Source organism: Burkholderia savannae, from assembly GCF_001524445.2.
Classification (GTDB): Bacteria; Pseudomonadota; Gammaproteobacteria; order Burkholderiales; family Burkholderiaceae; genus Burkholderia; species Burkholderia savannae.
In genome coordinates, this window is sequence record NZ_CP013417.1 from 2933304 (window position 1) to 2951792 (window position 18489).

The 18489-nt window shown below is 68.5% G+C and carries 11 protein-coding genes and 1 pseudogene; 4 read left to right on the top strand and 8 right to left on the bottom strand.

Annotated features, from left to right (window positions below; genetic code table 11):
* The first annotated feature begins 8 nt into the window (after nt 1–8).
* Both argH and WS78_RS14465 read left to right on the top strand, forming a co-directional pair.
* Nucleotides 9–1418 (top strand): argininosuccinate lyase, encoded by a 1410-nt coding sequence (gene argH, locus WS78_RS14460; protein ID WP_059574753.1) that lies wholly within the window; start codon nt 9–11, stop codon nt 1416–1418.
* A 292-nt stretch (nt 1419–1710) separates the two neighbouring features.
* A complete protein-coding gene (locus WS78_RS14465; RefSeq protein ID WP_059574755.1) occupies nt 1711–2382 on the top strand; it encodes an HAD family hydrolase in 672 nt (223 codons plus the stop codon).
* 134 nt (nt 2383–2516) lie between these two features.
* On the opposite strand, the gene WS78_RS14470 is transcribed toward WS78_RS14465, so the two are convergent.
* From WS78_RS14470 to apbC, 5 genes are all read right to left on the bottom strand, one after another.
* Nucleotides 2517–3227: a lysozyme inhibitor LprI family protein gene (locus WS78_RS14470; protein WP_038751786.1), complete on the bottom strand. Its 711-nt coding sequence runs from the start codon at nt 3225–3227 to the stop codon at nt 2517–2519.
* A gap of 2 nt (nt 3228–3229) precedes the next feature.
* Entirely contained in the window at nt 3230–5509 is a 2280-nt protein-coding gene (locus tag WS78_RS14475) for an arginine/lysine/ornithine decarboxylase (RefSeq protein ID WP_038751788.1), read from the bottom strand.
* A 102-nt stretch (nt 5510–5611) separates the two neighbouring features.
* Nucleotides 5612–6181 (bottom strand): dCTP deaminase, encoded by a 570-nt coding sequence (gene dcd / locus WS78_RS14480; RefSeq protein WP_009892477.1) that lies wholly within the window; start codon nt 6179–6181, stop codon nt 5612–5614.
* 104 nt (nt 6182–6285) lie between these two features.
* The gene (gene sodC / locus WS78_RS14485) at nt 6286–6825 is read right to left on the bottom strand and encodes a superoxide dismutase [Cu-Zn] (RefSeq protein WP_038751791.1); all 540 of its coding nucleotides are present in this window, start codon (nt 6823–6825) and stop codon (nt 6286–6288) included.
* 131 nt (nt 6826–6956) lie between these two features.
* A complete protein-coding gene (gene apbC / locus WS78_RS14490; protein ID WP_059574757.1) occupies nt 6957–8045 on the bottom strand; it encodes an iron-sulfur cluster carrier protein ApbC in 1089 nt (362 codons plus the stop codon).
* Nucleotides 8046–8417: 372 nt separating this feature from the next.
* Between apbC and WS78_RS14500 the strand changes: the two genes are divergently transcribed.
* Nucleotides 8418–9065 carry an OmpA family protein gene (locus WS78_RS14500; RefSeq protein WP_038751797.1) on the top strand — a complete coding sequence of 216 codons (648 nt, stop codon included), beginning with the start codon at nt 8418–8420 and terminating at the stop codon, nt 9063–9065.
* Nucleotides 9066–9528: 463 nt separating this feature from the next.
* Nucleotides 9529–11700, top strand: a complete 2172-nt coding sequence (metG, locus tag WS78_RS14510) for a methionine--tRNA ligase (protein WP_038751800.1) — start codon at nt 9529–9531, stop codon at nt 11698–11700.
* Nucleotides 11701–12060: 360 nt separating this feature from the next.
* Here the strand turns inward: metG and WS78_RS14520 are convergent.
* The 3 genes and pseudogenes from WS78_RS14520 to WS78_RS14530 form a co-directional block, all read right to left on the bottom strand.
* Nucleotides 12061–12291, bottom strand: a pseudogene (locus tag WS78_RS14520) (hypothetical protein); the annotation flags it as partial.
* 230 nt (nt 12292–12521) lie between these two features.
* Nucleotides 12522–16601, bottom strand: coding sequence for a translocation/assembly module TamB domain-containing protein (locus WS78_RS14525; RefSeq protein ID WP_059574761.1), 4080 nt, complete (start codon nt 16599–16601; stop codon nt 12522–12524).
* A 15-nt stretch (nt 16602–16616) separates the two neighbouring features.
* Nucleotides 16617–18434, bottom strand: a complete 1818-nt coding sequence (locus tag WS78_RS14530) for an autotransporter assembly complex protein TamA (RefSeq protein WP_038745159.1) — start codon at nt 18432–18434, stop codon at nt 16617–16619.
* Nucleotides 18435–18489: the final 55 nt, after the last annotated feature.

Below are 18489 nucleotides of genomic sequence, written 5' to 3' on the forward strand. Positions count from 1 at the left end.
GAATCGCCATGACGTCCCAACTGCACAAAAAGGGCGAGGCCTGGTCGGCCCGCTTTTCGGAACCGATGTCCGAGCTCGTCAAGCGCTATACGTCGTCGGTTTTCTTCGACAAGCGCCTCGCGCTCGTCGACATCGCCGGCTCGCTCGCGCACGCGAACATGCTCGCCGCGCAGAAGATCATCAGCGCCGACGATCTCGCCGCGATCGAGCGCGGGATGGCGCAGATCAAGGGCGAGATCGAGCGCGGCGAATTCGAATGGCAGCTCGATCTCGAGGACGTCCACCTGAACATCGAGGCGCGCCTGACCGCCCTCATCGGCGACGCCGGCAAGCGCCTGCACACGGGCCGCTCGCGCAACGACCAAGTCGCGACCGACATCCGCCTGTGGCTGCGCGGCGAGATCGACCGCATCGGCGGCTTGCTGAACGACCTGCGCGGCGCGCTCATCGACCTCGCCGAAAAGAACGCCGACACGATCCTGCCGGGCTTCACGCACCTGCAGGTTGCGCAGCCCGTCACGTTCGGCCATCACCTGCTCGCGTACGTCGAGATGTTCTCGCGCGACGCGGAGCGCATGCGCGACTGCCGCGCACGCGTGAACCGCCTGCCGCTCGGCGCGGCCGCGCTCGCGGGCACGAGCTATCCGATCGACCGTCACGCGGTGGCCAAGTCGCTCGGCTTCGACGGCATCTGCGCGAACTCGCTCGACGCCGTATCCGATCGCGACTTCGCGATCGAATTCACGGCGGCGGCAGCGCTCGTGATGACGCACGTGTCGCGCTTCTCCGAGGAGCTGGTGCTGTGGATGAGCCCGCGCGTCGGCTTCATCGACATCGCCGATCGCTTCTGCACGGGCAGCTCGATCATGCCGCAGAAGAAGAACCCGGACGTGCCCGAACTCGCGCGCGGCAAGACGGGCCGCGTGAACGGCCACCTGATGGCGCTGCTCACGCTGATGAAAGGCCAGCCGCTCGCGTACAACAAGGACAACCAGGAAGACAAAGAGCCCCTCTTCGACACGGTCGACACGGTGGCCGACACGCTGCGGATCTTCGCGGAGATGGCGGCGGGCATCACGGTGAAGCCGGACGCGATGCGCTCGGCGGCGCTGCAGGGCTTCTCGACCGCGACGGATCTCGCCGACTATCTGGTCAAGCGCGGGCTGCCGTTCCGCGACGCGCACGAGGCGGTCGCGCATGCGGTGAAGGTCTGCGACGCGCGCGGCATCGATCTCGCGGACCTCTCGCTCGACGAAATGAAGCAGGAGCTGCCGAACGTCGCGCACCTGATCGGCGACGACGTGTTCGACTATCTGACGCTCGAAGGCTCGGTCGCGAGCCGCAACCATCCGGGCGGCACCGCGCCGGACCAGGTGCGCGCGGCGGCGAAGGCGGCGCGCGCGGCGCTCGGCAAGTAAGCTCGCATGCACGTGGCGGACACCGAATGGTGTCCGTCTTTTTTATTTGCCGGGCGAAACGCCGGGCAGCCCACAAAGCGATGCGCGCCCGGCCGCGCCGATATGCGCCGGCGGCTCGTCGCGATCGACGGGCACACGGCTAACGCGAAACCGGGCGCGGCAAGCGACACGCGGCGATCGCCGCGCACCGCTTTCGGCTGCCCGCGCGCTCGGCGACCACGCTGGCGACGCCGCCCGAACGCGCGACGGTGCGCAGCCCGCGGCCCACGCCTCGATACACGGACGACAACCCATGTTCTCAGCGGCAATCTTCGATATGGACGGCCTGCTCGTCGATTCCGAGCGGACCATCATGAATACGTGGATCGACGTCTCGCGCGCGCACGGCGTCGCGCTGTCGTCCGCCGACTATCTGCAGATCGTCGGCCGCTCGTTCCGCGAAGGCCAGACGATCCTCGCCGGCCTGCTCGGCGACGACGCGTTCCGCTCGGTGTCCGCGCAGGTGCGCACGCAGCTCGCCGCACCGCAGCCTCATCCGAAGTTTCCGCTGAAGGCGGGCGCGCACGCGCTCCTGACGACGCTCGCCGACGCCGGCGTGCCGTGCGCGGTCGCGTCGTCGTCCACGCGCGACGTGATTCGCACGCGGCTTCACGCGGTCGGCGTGCTGGAGCGCTTCGCCGCGATCGCGGGCGGCGACGAAGTGGAGCGCGGCAAGCCCGATCCGGCCGTCTACCGGCTCGCGGCCGAACGGCTGAACCTGCCCGCGCACGCGTGCGTCGCGTTCGAGGACAGCGATTTCGGCGCGCTCGCCGCAACGCGCGCGGGCGCGTCCGTCGTCACCGTGCCGGACCTGAAGGCGCCGACACCCGAGATCGTCGCGCTGAGCCTGCGCGTGCTCGATTCGCTCGACGACGCGGTCGCGCTCGTGCCCGCGTGGTTCGGGCCGCGCGCCGCGCACGCGTGAGCGGACGCGGCGCCGCCGCGCAGCGGACACGCAAGATCGACACGAGGATGGCGGCGGGCGGCCTCACCGGCTCGCGCCAAAGAAACGGGAGACGAACCCCGGCCGCGGCGCGCTCGGCGCTGAGCGCTCAGCGCTCAGCGATTGTTGACCGTCTCCGAGAACCGCTTGAGCGTCGCGACGCGCGCGCCGATCAGATCCACGCGCCCGTCCTCGCTGATAAGCGGCGTCGTCGCGTCGCGAAACGCGGCCCACTCGCGCTGCGCGGCGACGAGCGTCGGCAGCGAGGCCGCAGGCATCCGCGCCTGCAATTTCGCGTAATAGCGGTTCATGTCGAAGAGCGCATGCTCGCAAGCCGCATCGCGCATGCAAGGCCGCACGCGGTGCACGGCGCCCTTGTCGCCGCCCGGCTGCGCGTAGCGGTCGGCGGCGCCGCGCAGCGCGAGCGCGCGGTCGCGCACCGGCTGCAGCCGCATGTCGGCGCTCGCCATCGCGTACATCGTCCCCTGCGTCGTCTCGTAGACCGCGCGCACCAGATGCGCCTCGTCCTTGCGCCACGCGAGCCAGCGGCGCTGGCTCTCCTGCCAGCCGCGCCGCGCGTCGGCGGGCGCCGCCTTCTGCAGCCGCTGGTACGCGGCGTCGACTTCGCCGAGCCACCGCTGACGCGCCTCGTCCATGCACTGGATCTGGCCCGCCGTCGACGAGCGGTCGCGCCGCGCGAGACACTGCCGCATCGCGACGTCGATCGGATCGGCCGCCGCGACTTCCGCGTGCGCCGCGCCCGCCGCGAGCCATCCGGCGAGCGCGGCGGCGGCCAGGCGCGCGAGCGTCTTGCGGACTGCCGTCATCGTCAATCGCGCACGCAGTCGACGTAGTACTCGATGCGCCCGTTCATCTCTTCCGCGACGAGACCGTGGATGTCGGTGTGAAAGCCCGGGAAGCGCTCGTTGAAATCGCGCGCGAACCGCAGGTAGTTGACGATCGTCTTGTTGAAGCGCTCGCCCGGAATCAACAGCGGAATGCCCGGCGGATACGGCGTCAGCAGGATGCTCGTCACGCGCCCTTCGAGCTCGTCGAGCGGCACGCGGTCGATCTCGCGGTGCGCGAGCTTCGCGAACGCGTCGGACGGCTTCATCGCCGGCTCCATGTCCGACAGGTACATCTCGGTCGTGAGGCGCGCGATGTCGTTCGCGCGGTACACGTCGTGAATCTGCGTGCAGAGATCGCGCAGGCCGACGCGCTCGTAAAGCGGATACTGCGCGACGAACTCGGGCAGCACGCGCCAGAGCGGCTGGTTGTTGTCGTAATCGTCCTTGAACTGCTGCAGCTCGGTCACCATCGAGTTCCAGCGGCCCTTCGTGATGCCGATCGTGAACATGATGAAGAACGAGTACAGGCCCGTCTTCTCGACGATGATCCCGTGCTCGGCCAGATACTTCGTGACGATCGCGGCCGGAATGCCCGTCTCGCCGAATTCGCCGTCGACGTCGAGCCCCGGCGTGATGATCGTCGCCTTGATCGGATCAAGCATGTTGAAGCCTTCCGCGAGCGGGCCGAAGCCGTGCCAGCGGTCGTTCGGCTTCAGCAGCCAGTCGGCGCGCGAGCCGATCCCCTCGTCCGACAGGTTGTCCGGGCCCCACACGCTGAAGAACCAGTCGGCGCCGTACTCGGCGTCGACCTTGCGCATCGCGCGGCGGAAGTCGATCGCCTCGGCGATCGATTCCTCGACGAGCGCGGTGCCGCCCGGCGGCTCCATCATCGCGGCCGCGACGTCGCACGACGCGATGATCGCGTACTGCGGGCTCGTCGACGTGTGCATCAGGTACGCCTCGTTGAAGCGGTGCTTGTCGAACGTGCGGTTCTCCGAATCCTGCACGACGATCTGCGACGCCTGCGAAATGCCCGCGAGCAGCTTGTGCGTCGAGTGCGTCGCGAACACGAGCGCGCCCGTGCGCGGCCGGCCCGCGCCGATCGCATGCATGTCCTGGTAGAACGGGTGGAACTCCGCGTGCGGCAGCCACGCCTCGTCGAAGTGCAGCGTGTCGACGAGGTCGCCGAGCAGATCCTTGATCTGCTCGACGTTGTAGACCACGCCGTCGTACGTGCTCTGCGTGATCGTCAGGATTCGCGGCTTCGCGTTCGGGTTCTTCGCGAGCGCCTCGCGCGCGAACGGGTTCGCCTCGATCTTCTTGCGGATGTTCTCCGGCTTGAACTCGTCGCGCGGAATCGGCCCGATGATGCCGAAGTGATTGCGCGTCGGCGTGAGGAACACGGGGATCGCATGCGTCATCGTGATCGCGTGCAGGATCGACTTGTGGCAGTTGCGGTCGACGAGCACGATGTCGCCTGGAGCGACGGTCGCGTGCCAGACGATCTTGTTCGACGTCGACGTGCCGTTCGTCACGAAGAACAGGTGATCGGCGCTGAAGATCCGCGCGGCGTTGCGCTCGGACGCGGCCACGGGGCCCGTGTGGTCGAGCAGCTGGCCGAGCTCGTCGACCGCGTTGCAGACGTCCGCGCGCAGCATGTTTTCGCCGAAGAACTGGTGGAACATCTGGCCGAGCGGGTTCTTCAGGAACGCGACGCCGCCCGAGTGGCCGGGGCAGTGCCACGAGTACGAGCCCTCGTCGGCGTACTTGACGAGCTCCTTGAAGAACGGCGGCGAGAGCGAATCGAGATAGACCTTCGCCTCGCGGATGATGTGGCGCGCGACGAACTCCGGCGTGTCCTCGAACATGTGGATGAAGCCGTGCAGCTCGCGCAGGATGTCGTTCGGCAAATGGCGCGACGTGCGCGTCTCGCCGTACAGGAAGATCGGGATGTCCGCGTTGCGGCGGCGCACCTCGGTCACGAACGCGCGCAGCTCGATGATCGCCGTCGCGAGCTCGGGCAGCTCGCCGTCCGCGCCGATTTCACCGAGCATCAGCTCGTCGTCGTCGATCGACAGGATGAAGCACGACGCGCGGCTCGACTGCTGAGCGAACGACGTCAGGTCACCGTAGCTCGTGAGGCCGAGCACTTCGACGCCTTCTTTCTCGATCGCCTCCGCCAGCGCCCGGATGCCGGAGCCCGAGATGTTCTCGGAGCGAAAATCTTCGTCGATGATGACGACGGGAAAACGAAACTTCATGGGCGATTCTCCAAAAAGAACGACCGCGGCGCGCGGGCATGAACAGGCCCTGGCGCAGCGGTCACCCGGACTGGCGATAGGTCAGATCGATATGCAAGCAGATCAGGTTTTCGGCAGCGTGACACCGCGCTGTCCCTGATACTTGCCGCCGCGGTCGGCGTACGACACGTCGCAGACTTCGTCGCTCTCGAAGAAGAGCACCTGCGCGACGCCCTCGTTCGCGTAGATCTTCGCGGGCAGCGGCGTCGTGTTCGAGAATTCGAGCGTCACGTAGCCTTCCCATTCGGGCTCGAACGGCGTCACGTTGACGATGATCCCGCAGCGCGCGTACGTCGACTTGCCGAGGCAGACGGTCAGCACGGTGCGCGGAATGCGGAAGTACTCGACGGTGCGCGCGAGCGCGAACGAGTTCGGCGGAATGATGCACACGTCGCCCTTGAAATCGACGAACGAGCCTTCGTCGAAGTTCTTCGGATCGACGATCGTCGAATTGATGTTCGTGAAGATCTTGAATTCGTCCGCGCAGCGGATGTCGTAGCCGTAGCTCGACGTGCCGTAGCTGACGATCCTGCGGCCGTCCTCGGCGGCGCGAACCTGATCGGGCACGAACGGCTCGATCATCTTGTGCTCTTCGGCCATGCGCCGAATCCACTTGTCGGACTTGATGCTCATAAAAAGGCGCCGGAAAACGCTGCGTGTCTGGATGAATGCCGCCGGACGTTCCGGCGGCCGTGAAAGGCGCACATTTTACGCGATCGCGAACGGACCGACTCGCGTCATTGCCGCACGACGCCGCACGCGAGCGCGGGCCCCGCGCCGTGCTGCGGGAACGCCGGGTCGCCCGGATCGCGGTGGACGAGCACCGAGCGGCCGAGCACCGAGCGCACGCCGTCGAGCGCGACGTCCGGCGCGACGATGAAGCCCGCCGCGACGCCGTTCGCATCCGCGTGGATGTTGCCGAGATCGCCGCCGACGCGCGCGCCCGCGCGCAGGCGGTCCGCCGCGGGCGCGAACACGGCGCCCGCGCTCGAGCCGTCGGCGGCGTTGCAGTCGCCGCGCTCGTGGATTTGCAGCGCGTGATCGGTGTTGGGCGGCAAGCCCGCGAAGTTGTACGTGACCTGCACGCCGTCGGGCCGCTCGGCGAGCGTCACGGTGCCGCGCGCCTGGCTGCCGACCGTCGGCTGGAGCAGCGCGTCGGCGCGCTTTTCGTGTTGCGATGCAAAAGTGGTGCAGCCGGCCAAAAGGCCGATGGCGGCCAGGACAAGCGGCGCATTGAGCGCGAGCCACCCCGGCACGCCGTCGAGTCGTCGTTTCATGCGATCCTCATGCCGGGCGGAACGCTCGGACGAGCGCCCGCCGGGCCGGTAAAGGGGACCTTCGGGAAAGTCGTCATGATACCGTGACTCGCCACGCCGCCGACACCGTCCGACGCGGCCCTGCCGGGATTTTACGTATTTTGTACAACGATCGTCGGAAACTTCGACGACATGTCCCGCGCGCGCTCGGCGATCGCGATCGCGACGCCCCGCGCGATCGCGCGGTAGCGCTCGGCGAGCTTGCCTTGCGGGTCCGCGACGACGGTCGGCGCGCCGCTGTCCGCCTGCTCGCGGATGCGGATGTCGAGCGGCAGGCTGCCGAGCACGGTCACGCCGTACTCCCGCGCCATCCGCTCGGCGCCGCCCGCGCCGAACACGTGCTCCTCGTGCCCGCAGTTCGAGCACACGTGGATGCTCATGTTCTCGACGATGCCGAGGATCGGGATGTTCACCTTCTCGAACATCTTGAGGCCCTTCTTCGCGTCGAGGAGCGCGATGTCCTGCGGCGTCGTGACGATCACGGCGCCCGTCACCGGCACGCGCTGCGCGAGCGTGAGCTGGATGTCGCCCGTGCCGGGCGGCATGTCGACGATCAGATAGTCGAGATCGCGCCAGTTGGTCTGGCGCAGCAGTTGCTCGAGCGCCGACGTCGCCATCGGGCCGCGCCACACCATCGGATTGTCCTCGCCGACCAGAAAGCCGATCGAGTTCGCCTGCAGCCCGTGGCCGACGAGCGGATTCATCGATTTGTTGTCGGGCGACTCCGGCCGCTCGTGAATGCCGAGCATCGTCGGCAGCGACGGACCGTAGATGTCGGCGTCGAGGATGCCGACCGACGCGCCTTCCGCCGCGAGCGCGAGCGCGAGGTTCACGGCCGTCGTGCTCTTGCCGACGCCGCCCTTGCCGGACGCCACCGCGACGATGTTCTTCACGTTCGGCAACAGTTGCACGCCGCGCTGCACCGCATGCGCGGCGATTTCCTGCGACACGGCGACGCGCGCGTCGCGCACGCCCGGCACGGCGGACAACGCCGCGGCGACCCGCGCGCGCGCGTCGTCGAACTGGCTCTTGGCCGGATAGCCGAGCACGATGTCGGCCGAAACGGTGTCGCCGTCGATCGTCACGTTGCGGATGCCGCGGTGCGCCGCGTACGGGCGGCCGGTGTTCGGGTCGACGACTGCCGCGAGTGCGGCGTCGACGAGCGCCCTGTCGATACTCATCGAAACTCCGTGGGAACGTCGCTCAAAATCGCCTAAAACGTCAACTACCTTCAAATATCAGGGCGAAAAGCGAGAAAAGTGAAAGAATTTATTGCACGCCATTGCGGAAAGCCGACTTGCGGAGCAATCTTCGCGGGCGGCGCGCTTCGGGGCCACATCGGGGCCACACCGCCTATATTGTAGAGGCTGGGGCGCGCTTGGTCCTAACAGCCATCCTGGCGAACGGGGCTTGTCCGCAATCGCGGCAGGCCCGGCCGCCCGGAGCAGGACTGATCGATGCGCTCGCGCCCGCACAGCCGGCGCGCGGGCAACCCCCGCCGAAAGAGCGGTTCTTTTTTGTTCTTGTCGAGTCACTCAAGAGAGGAAACCAAGATGAATACCAAAATCGCGACGCGCTTGTCCGTTTTCGCTCTCGCCGGCGCCCTGCTGGCGGGTTGTGCAACCCCGCAAGGCACCAACACGGCTGTCGGCACCGGTACCGGCGCCGCGCTCGGCGCGGGCATCGGCGCGCTGGCGGGCGGCGGCAAGGGCGCCGCGATCGGCGCCGGCGTCGGCGCGCTCGTCGGCGGCGTGACGGGCTACAACTGGCAAGCGATCAAGAACAAGCTCGCGCCGTCCGCGCAACAGACGGGCACGCAGGTCACCGAACAGCCGGACGGCTCGCTCAAGCTGAACGTGCCGAGCTCGGTCACGTTCGCGACCGACCAGTATGCGATCACGCCGGCGTTCACGCCGCTCCTGAACGACCTCTCGTCGACGCTGAACCAGAACCCGCAGATCACCGCGTCAGTCGTCGGCTACACCGACAGCACGGGGTCGGCCGCGCACAACCAGACACTGTCGCAGAATCGCGCGCAAAGCGTCGTGAACGCGCTGTCGCAGCGCGGCGTCGCGGGCGGCCGCCTGTCGGCGCAAGGCATGGGCGCGTCGAACCCGATCGCCGACAACGCGACGGAAGCCGGCCGCGCGCAGAACCGCCGCGTCGAGATCTACCTGCGCGCTCCGCAAGCGGCGCAGTAATTTCGACCGCCGGAGAATGGCGCGCCGAGCCCCGCCGGACAAGGCTTTCGAGGCAGCTCGTAACAACTCGAAAAATTTTTCGAACTTCTTCCGAGCTGCGTAGTCTGTCTTTACGGTACGTGACTGGTGCTGCCGGCGCGTCACCATTCTCCTCTTGTCGTTGTTGCTCCGGGGCAAAGTCCGCCCCGGTTTTTTTTGCCCGCACGCAACCGCGCTGCGCCGCAACATCCGACCGCCCCGCCGCGTTGCCAGCCGACGCAAACATAGCCGCTTTACGCGCGGCTTTCAATTCGCCGAATATTACGATTCGTGACGCGTGACGAACGCGCCGGCGAGCGCCGCGCCGCGACCCGGCCGGAAGTGCGCAGCTGCGCGCGGCCGGCCCGCACTTCGGCCAAGCGGCCGCCCTGCTAGAATCGCAGCTTCCCTACGATTTTCCCCAAGCAGTCCCTTCAGAGACCCTATGTCCGCATCCGACCTCAACTCCGTGCAGGCAGGCGCGCCGCAAAGCCGGCGCCAGATCCTCGCCACGTCTGCGCTGCCCTATGCGAACGGGCAGATTCACATCGGCCACCTGGTCGAGTACATCCAGACCGACATCTGGGTGCGGACGATGCGAATGCACGGCCACGAGATCTACTACATCGGCGCGGACGACACGCACGGCACGCCCGTCATGCTGCGCGCCGAGCAGGAGGGCGTGACGCCGAAGCAGCTGATCGAGCGCGTGTGGCGCGAGCACAAGCGCGACTTCGACAGCTTCGGGGTGTCGTTCGACAACTTCTACACGACCGATTCGGACGAGAACCGCGTGCTGAGCGAGAAGATCTATCTCGCGCTGAAGGAGGCGGGCTTCATCGCCGAGCGCGAGATCGAGCAGGCATACGACCCCGTCAAGGAGATGTTCCTGCCGGACCGCTTCATCAAGGGCGAGTGCCCGAAGTGCCACGCGAAGGACCAGTACGGCGACAGCTGCGAGGTGTGCGGCACGACCTACCAGCCGACGGATCTCGTCAATCCGTACTCGGTCGTGTCCGGCGCGACGCCCGTGCGCAAGACGTCGACGCACTACTTCTTCCGCCTGTCCGATCCGCGCTGCGAGGCTTTCCTGCGCGAATGGGTGAGCGGCCTCGCGCAGCCCGAGGCGACCAACAAGATGCGCGAATGGCTCGGCGACGCGGGCGAAGCGAAGCTCGCCGATTGGGACATCTCGCGCGACGCGCCGTACTTCGGCTTCGAGATCCCCGGCGCGCCCGGCAAGTATTTCTACGTGTGGCTCGACGCGCCCGTCGGCTACTACGCGAGCTTCAAGAACCTGTGCGAGCAGCGCGGCATCGATTTCGACGCGTGGATCAAGAAGGATTCGACGACCGAGCAGTATCACTTCATCGGCAAGGACATCCTGTACTTCCACACGCTGTTCTGGCCCGCGATGCTCGAGTTCTCGGGCCACCGCACGCCGACCAACGTGTTCGCGCACGGCTTCCTGACCGTGGACGGCGCGAAGATGTCGAAATCGCGCGGCACGTTCATCACCGCGCAAAGCTACATCGACACGGGCCTGAACCCCGAATGGCTGCGCTACTACTTCGCCGCGAAGCTGAACGCGACGATGGAAGACCTCGACCTGAACCTCGAGGACTTCCAGGCGCGCGTGAACAGCGACCTCGTCGGCAAGTACGTGAACATCGCGAGCCGCGCGGCGGGCTTCCTGCTCAAGCGCTTCGACGGCCGCGTGCAGGACAGCGCGATGAACCATCCGCTTCTCGCGACGCTGCGCGACGCGGTGCCGCAGATCGCCGCGCACTACGAGGCGCGCGAGTACGGCCGCGCGCTGCGCCAGACGATGGAACTCGCGGATGCGGTCAACGGCTACGTCGACACCGCGAAGCCGTGGGAACTCGCGAAGGACCCGGCGAACGCGGTCGCGCTGCACGAAACGTGCAGCGTGAGCCTCGAGGCGTTCCGCCTGCTGTCGCTTGCGCTCAAGCCCGTGCTGCCGCGCGTCGCGCAAGGCGTCGAAGCGTTCTTCGGCATCGCGCCGCTCGTGTGGGCCGACGCGAACCGGCCGCTGTCGTCCGAGCAGCCGATCCGCGCGTATCAGCACCTGATGACCCGCGTCGATCCAAAGCAGATCGACGCGCTTCTCGCCGCGAACCGCGGCTCGCTGCAAGGCACCGCCGCGGCCGACGCGGGCGCGGCGAACGGCGGCGGCAACGTCGCGAAGAATGCGAAAAGCGCGAAGGCCGCGAACGCGACGAACGCGGCGGCGCCCGCCGACGACGATGCATCGCCGATCATCGCGATCGACGATTTCGCGAAGATCGATCTGCGCATCGCGAAGATCGTCGCGTGCCAGGCCGTCGAAGGCTCGGACAAGCTGCTGCAGCTCACGCTCGACGTCGGCGAGGAGAAGACCCGCAACGTGTTCTCCGGCATCAAATCCGCGTACCAGCCGGAGCAGCTCGTCGGCAAGCTGACGGTGATGGTCGCGAACCTCGCGCCGCGCAAGATGAAGTTCGGCGTGTCGGAGGGAATGGTGCTCGCCGCGTCGGCGGCCGACGAGAAGGCCGAACCGGGCCTCTACATTCTCGAGCCGCATAGCGGCGCGAAGCCCGGCATGCGCGTGAAGTAAGCGAGCGCATCGACGCGATAGATCCGGAGGGCCGCTTTCGCGGCCCTCCGCGTTTCTGCGGGAACGTACGCGGCATGGCCCAGTCGCATGCATCGCGCATCGCGCATCGCGCATCGCGCATCGCGCATCGCGCATCGCGCATCGCGCATCGCGCATCGCGCATCGCGCATCGCGCATCGCGCATCGCGCATCGCGCATCGCGTTTTGCGTTTTGCGTTTTGCGTTTTGCGTTTTGCGGTTCGACGTTCGCGGTTCGACGCTCGCGTTTCGCGCCACGTCCATGTGCGGCGCTGAGCGCCGAACGCCTCACACCTCACGCCTCACCGGCTACGTCGCGCGCCGCGCTTCACGCTTCATGCGTCACGCCTCACACGTCGGGCATCCCCTGCCGTGCCTCGCCTTCACGCTCGTGACGAAGCTCAAATATCCGAAGCCCGGAATCGTCTCGATCGACGTGAAGCCCGCGTCCGCCAGCATCGCCGACAACTCGCGCGACGTGTACTGCTCGCCCTGGGTCCAGCCGATCACCATCCGGCTGTACGCGGCGGCGGCGAGCGGCCCGCTCTTGTCGTCGCGATAGAACATCCCGTGCGGCACGCTGCGCCAGCGCCGCATTCGAATCGAGCGCGCGCAGTCGCGCGTGCCTCACGCGCCGACACAACGATGCGAAGATTAATTTCCTCGATGAATGTCAAGCGGGCGCTTACGCGGCGGCGCGCGCCGCGCAAGCGATGCATGAAGCGGCGCACGCATCGCGCCCGTCGTGCAACGGGGCGGCATCGCACGCCGCCGGCGGCGCGACGAACGCCGCGCCGCACGCGTCACCACCAGCGATCGAAGCGCCGCGTGTAGTTGAGGTCGACGCCCTGGAACGTGCCGCCATACGCGGATATCGCCCAGAACCGCGTCAGGTTGATCGTCGCCTTGAACGCGTTGCTCGCTGACTGCAGCCCCTGCTCGTAGCCGAGCACGAAGCGCTCGTTGATCGCCTTCGACACGAGCACGACCTGCGGATCGGTCAGGCCGACGTCGCTGCGGCCGACCGACACTTCGTCGAGCCCGACCGTCTGCGCGACGCGCTTGCCGGTCGCGCTGCCGAGAAGCGCGAGCGCCGTCGTCATCGCGTTCTGCTGGCCGAGGTTGTTGCCCTGATCGGTGCCGTGGCCGAACAGGAGCCACGACAGCTTCTCGTTGTCGTTGACGTTCGGCTCGGACACGAGCCTGACGGCGGGCGACTGCACCGTGCCCGTCACTTGCACGCCCGCCTCGACTTCCTGGTTGCGTCGCATCGCGAGAATGTTGATGCCCGGATTCGACACCGGCCCGTTGAACGTGAAGAAGCCGTTCTCGATCGAGAGCTTGCGGCCGAACGACGTATAGGTCGAGCCTTCCGTCACGCGCACGTTGCCGACCGCGCGCAGCGGCACGCCGGGCGCGCTCATCACCGTCACCGTGCCGGCGAGCCGCAAATCCGCGCCGTGGCCCTTGAAGCGGAAGTCGCGGCCGAGCCCGATGTCGATGTTCGCGCGCGGCGCGAGCGACGGCGCGGGCTTCTCGGTCGCGGGCGCGGGCTTCGCGATCGCGGTGCCCGTCTTCGTCTCGCCGCGCTCGAGGCTGCCCGGGCGCACGATCACGACGTCGTCCGACAGATGCGGCGCCGCCTCTTCCGGCAAATCGAACAGCGCGCGATCGACGGCGAACTTGCCGTTGATCGCGATGCCGCCGCGCGGCGCGTCGTTCTCGACGACCGCCTTGCCCGACAGCGACAGCTTACGGTCCGGCGCGGCGAAAATCTCGAGCCTGTCGGCGACGATGCTCGCCGTCAGGTCCGGCTCGCTGCCGTCGAGCCGCACGCGGCCGATCGCGCGCAGCGTGCCGTCGCCGCCGTGGAACTCGACCTGCTGGAACTCGACGAGGTTCTCGGTCAGCTTCACGCGCACGATTCCGCCCTTCAACTGCACGCCCTGGTCGACGAGCGTCGCCGACAGGTTGTCGCCCGTCAGCGCGCCCGAGAGCTTCGGCTTCGCGGGCGTGCCCGCGACGGTCAGCTTCAGCGCGGCGCGGCCGTCGAGCAGATAGCTCGGGCCGAACAGGCCGCCCGTCGATTGCAGCGCCGGCACGTCCGCGTCGACGCGGCCCGTGAGCGGTCCGTCCTCGGCAATGCCGAACACGCCGTCGCGCAACGCGAACGGCACTGTGACGTTCGCGTCGAGCGTGCCGATGCGGCTCGCCTTCGCGTGAGCGGTGGCGCTCAGCCGGTTGCCCGGCACGAACGTCGCGCGCGCCGACAGATCGCCGATGCCGAGCGACGCGACGCCGCGCCCAGTCTCGATCGTCACGTCGCCGCTTCGGCGCCGGATCTGCGCGTAGCCCGCGGCGGTGTCGCCGAGCGTCACGTCCCAGTCGCCATCGAGGATCAGGTCGGTACGCAGCGGCGAACGCTTGCCCGTGAGCTCCGCGCGAATCTCGAGCGCGCGTGCCACCGACAGGTTCGTGATCGCGCCCGCCGTGCGCAGCCGGCCGCGCTCGAGCGCGAACGATTTCAGATCGAGCGTCGCGCCTTCGACGGACAGCTTCGCCGCGCTCAGCGTCAAGCGCTGCGCGCCCGCCGAGATCGCGAGCGGCGAATCGAGCGAGATCGACGGCGTGCCGCGATTCGACAGCCGCGTGACGGTGCCGTCCCAGCGCATCCCGTCGCGCGTTTCGACGACGCCGCCGTTCGCCGCGACGGCGAGATTGATCACGCGGCCTTCGGCGATGCCGACCGCGGTCGCGTCGAACGCATGCTTCGCGCGCGTGCCGGTCAAATGCGCGGACAGCGTCTTCAGGCTGATCGAGCCGAGCGCGATGTCGTTCGCGTCGGCGGTGAACACGAGCGCGCCTTTCGCGCCGTCGCGAATGTCCGCGCGGCCTTGCGCGGAACCGATCCGGTTCGCGCCGAACACGACGCCCGTCGCCGTGTAGTCGGCGACGACATTCGGATGCGCGAACGAGCCCGTCAGCTCGCCGTTCGCGCGCACGAGGCCCGCGAGGCCGAAGCCGAGGCGCTCGAGCTGCGGCGCGTCGACGTTGAAGCGCAATCGGTCGCCGGGCGCGCCGAAGCTGCCGCGCAAATCGACCTGGTTGCCCGCGATCGAAAGATTCGCGTTGCTCGGCAGTATCCGCGCGCCCGCCATCTGCACGGTGCCCTCGCCCGTCATCGGCAGGCCGTCGTAGACGCTGTCGCCGAGCTTGAACTGCGCCTTCGTCGAGAAGCCGGGCGCGAGCGCGCCCGTCGCGGCAAGCGTGCCGCTCACGCGCGCCGTGCCCGCACGCGGGCCCGCGGCCTGCGCGATCTTCGCGCCGCCGCCCTTCGCGGCTTGCGCGCCCTTTGCGGTTTTCGCGCCTTTGCCGCCGCCCGCCTTCGCGCCGGCCGCCGCCAGCGCGAGCGGATCGAAATCGACGAGCCTCGCCTTCAGGTCGTACGTCGAGCGCGCGTCGTGCTCGAGCACGCCCGCGAGCTCGACGCGCCCCTTGCCCGCCGTCACGCGCGCGTCGGCGATCGTCGTCTGCTTCGCATCGAGCTTGATCTTCGCCTTCGCGCCGAGCGCGAGCTTCGCGTCGGCGAGGTCGAAGTCGATCGTCTGCACGCCCGGCTCGAGCGCGACGCCGACGGGGCCCGCGAGCCGCGTCGGCCGCAGCGCGGCGACGAACGCGTTCAGATCGAGATTCGCGACCTTCAGGTCGAACTTGCCGCGGCCGTTCGCGAGCGCGCCGCCGCCCGTCACGCTGCCGTCGCGGATCGTGCGCACGGCGAGCGCGTCGATGCGCTGTGCGTGCGCGTCGAGCCGCACGTTCGCGTGCGCGTCGACGAGCGGCAGCAACTCGTCGGCGAGCGCGCCGGGCTTCGCGTTGACGATCGACACCGGGCCCGCGACGACGAACGCCTTCGGCATGTTCGCATCGGGCGTCGCGGGCTCGAGCTGCGCGCGCACCGCGAGATCCGCGACGGGCGCGCCCGGCGACAGCGCGCGCGGATTCACGTGATCGAACACGATCGACGCGCGCGTGAGCGGCACGTCTGAAAACGGCGCGGCCTCGACGTGCGCGCGGCCCGCGAGCTTCATCCCCGATGCGTCGAGATCCGCGACGAGCGCCTCGAGCGAACCCGACACGCGCGCGCGCGCGTCGACCGGCTCGCCCGAGAACTTGCCCGCATAGGTCGCGCCGCCTTCGATCGCGAACGGCCGCACGCCGTCGAGCCGCGCGTTCGCGGTGAGCGAGCCGAACGGCGTGTCGAGCCGCTCGAGCGTCGCGTCGTGATGTCGGCCGTCGCTCGCGCCGCGGAAGATGAGGCTGTCGAGCTCGGTCGTGGAGCCGGCTTCGCGGATCAGCAGCTTGTCGAAGCGCAGATCGTCGATCGCGAGTTGCAGCGGCAGTTGCAGATCCTTCGGCATCACCGTCGGCGAAGGCGGCGACGGCGCGACGCGCACGTCGATCGTGCCCGCGCGCAGCGACGCGATCGTGAAGCGCCACGGCGCGCGCGCGAGCGCCCAGCGTCCGGCGACGCGATCGATCCTTACTTCGGTGCCCGAGCCGTCGGGGCTCGTCCACGCGAGTTGTTCGAGCCGCACGCCGGCCGCGAGCGTGCCGCCTTCGAGCGTGCCCGCGAGCCGCCCGCCGAGCAGCTTGACCGCCGCTTGCCACGCGAGCTGCGTGCCGCGCTCGGTCGTCGCGGCGGCGAAGAGCGCGCCCGCCGTCGCGACGACGAGCACGACGGCGACGAGCGCCGCCCATCCGAGCGCGGCGAGCGCGCGCCGGCCGGGCGAGCGCCGCCGCTTCGGCTCGGGCGCGCGCCCGCCGCCGGGCGCGCCGCCGTCCGGTGCGTTGGGAGGAGTCGGTTCGGATACGTCCTTCGTCATGCCAAATGAAAAAAATCAGAATGCGATGCCGAGCGTCAGATACGGACGCACGCTCTTGTTCTTCAAGCCGTAAGCGAGATCGAAATTGACCGGGCCGACCGGGCTGCGCCAGCGCACGCCGAGCCCAGCGCCCGGATAGAACACCTTCTCGCCCCACGCGTCGGTCGCGGTGCCGATGTCGAAGAAGGTCGCCGCGCCCCAGTCGCGATTGAACCAGTGCTGGTATTCGGCCGTGCCCGACACGAGGTATTTGGTCGGCAGCACCGAGCCGTCGACCGAATTGCCGATGCTCTGATAGCCGTAGCCGCGCACCGAGTTCGAGCCGCCCGCGCGGAACAGCAGCGACGCAGGCACGCCCGAGGAGCTGCCGCTCGTGAACACGCCGCCCAGCTCCGCGCGAAACACGAACAGGTCGCGCTTGCCGATCGGCACGTACTGCTGGCCGCGCGCGTAGCCGCGGATGAACGTCTGGTCGGTCAGCACGCCCTTCACCGCGAAGCTGGCTTCCGCGTGGATCAGGTTGCCCGAGCGCGGGAACAGAGGATCGTCGACGTTGCGGCGCGTCCACGCCCATTGCGGCACGAGCGCGCGGCTCGTGGTCGGGCCGGCGCCGTTCTGGTCGAGCCGGTCCTGATAGAGCATCAGCGAATACGAATAATCGATGAACTGGGCGTTGCGCGTGCGCTGCGCGCCCACGCGCGCGCTGTAGATCCGCGTGTCCGACACGTTCGTGTTCGTGTACGACGCGAGGATGCTGTTGGTCCACGCGCGCGAGCCGGGCGGCATCGACAGCTGCACCTGCCCGTACTGCTGGATCTGGTCGACCCGCCCCGACACCGACAGCGGCCACGCGGCGCCGAACGTGTCGAGATACGTGTACGAGCCCTGGATGTGCGGCCCCGTGTCGGTCGCGTAGCCGATCCCGCCGCGCACGCTGTTGTACTGGTATTCGCTGACCTTCACGTGCACGGGCGTGTCGAGCGGGCGCGCGGCGTCGTCGGACACGTCGATCGCGACGCTCGCGTAATACGGCGTGTTCTGCAACTGGCGCTGCAGCTCGGCGATGCGCTTCGCGTCGTAGATCTCGCCCGGCGACAGCGGATTCACGTTGCGCACGATCTTCTCCGGATAGCGGCGCGTGCCGGACACGTTAAGCTCGCCGATCGTAAACGTCGGCCCGCTGGCGAACGTCACCGCGAGCGTCGCCTCGCGCGTGCGCGGATCGATGCGCGCCTCCGACGCGGTGATCTTCGCGCCGAGATAACGGCGCGACTGCAGTTGCCTGAGCGCCGCGTTCTTCGCGTCGTCCCAGCCGGACTGCGTGAACGCGTCGCCCGGCTTCAGCGAGAACGCGAGGCGCGTCGCGGTCTCCTGCTTCGGGTCCTCGCTCTCGACCGGGCCGTCGAATTTCAGATCGACCGCTGACACCACCGTCTGCGCGCCCGGATCGACCGACACCGTCACGCGGCGCTCGCCGCCCGTCGTGCGCACGTCGGTACGCACGACGGGCGAGAAGTAGCCGGCCGTCGCGGCGAGCTCGCGCACCTGCTGCGGCGTCGCTGTCACGAGGAAGTCGAACTGGTCCTCGCTCAGGTCTTCGCGCTTCGCGAAGCGGGCGATGTCGAGATGCTGCTTGAGGAGGCTCCTGACCGCGCGCGGCGCGTCGATCTCGACCGCGTACTTCGCGAACGCGGGCGCGGCAAGCGCGGCCGCGCAGCCGGCGAGCAACGCGCGCAGGCCGCGCCGCGCAAATGCGCGCCATCCGGGCGAGCGGCTCGGCGCGCCGCGCGCGGCGCGCGTGGATGCATGCTGTCGTGGTGCCCGCCCTGCCAAACAAGACCTCCGCTGTAAGAATTTCGTCGGACCAAAGCCGTCATTTGAACACAGT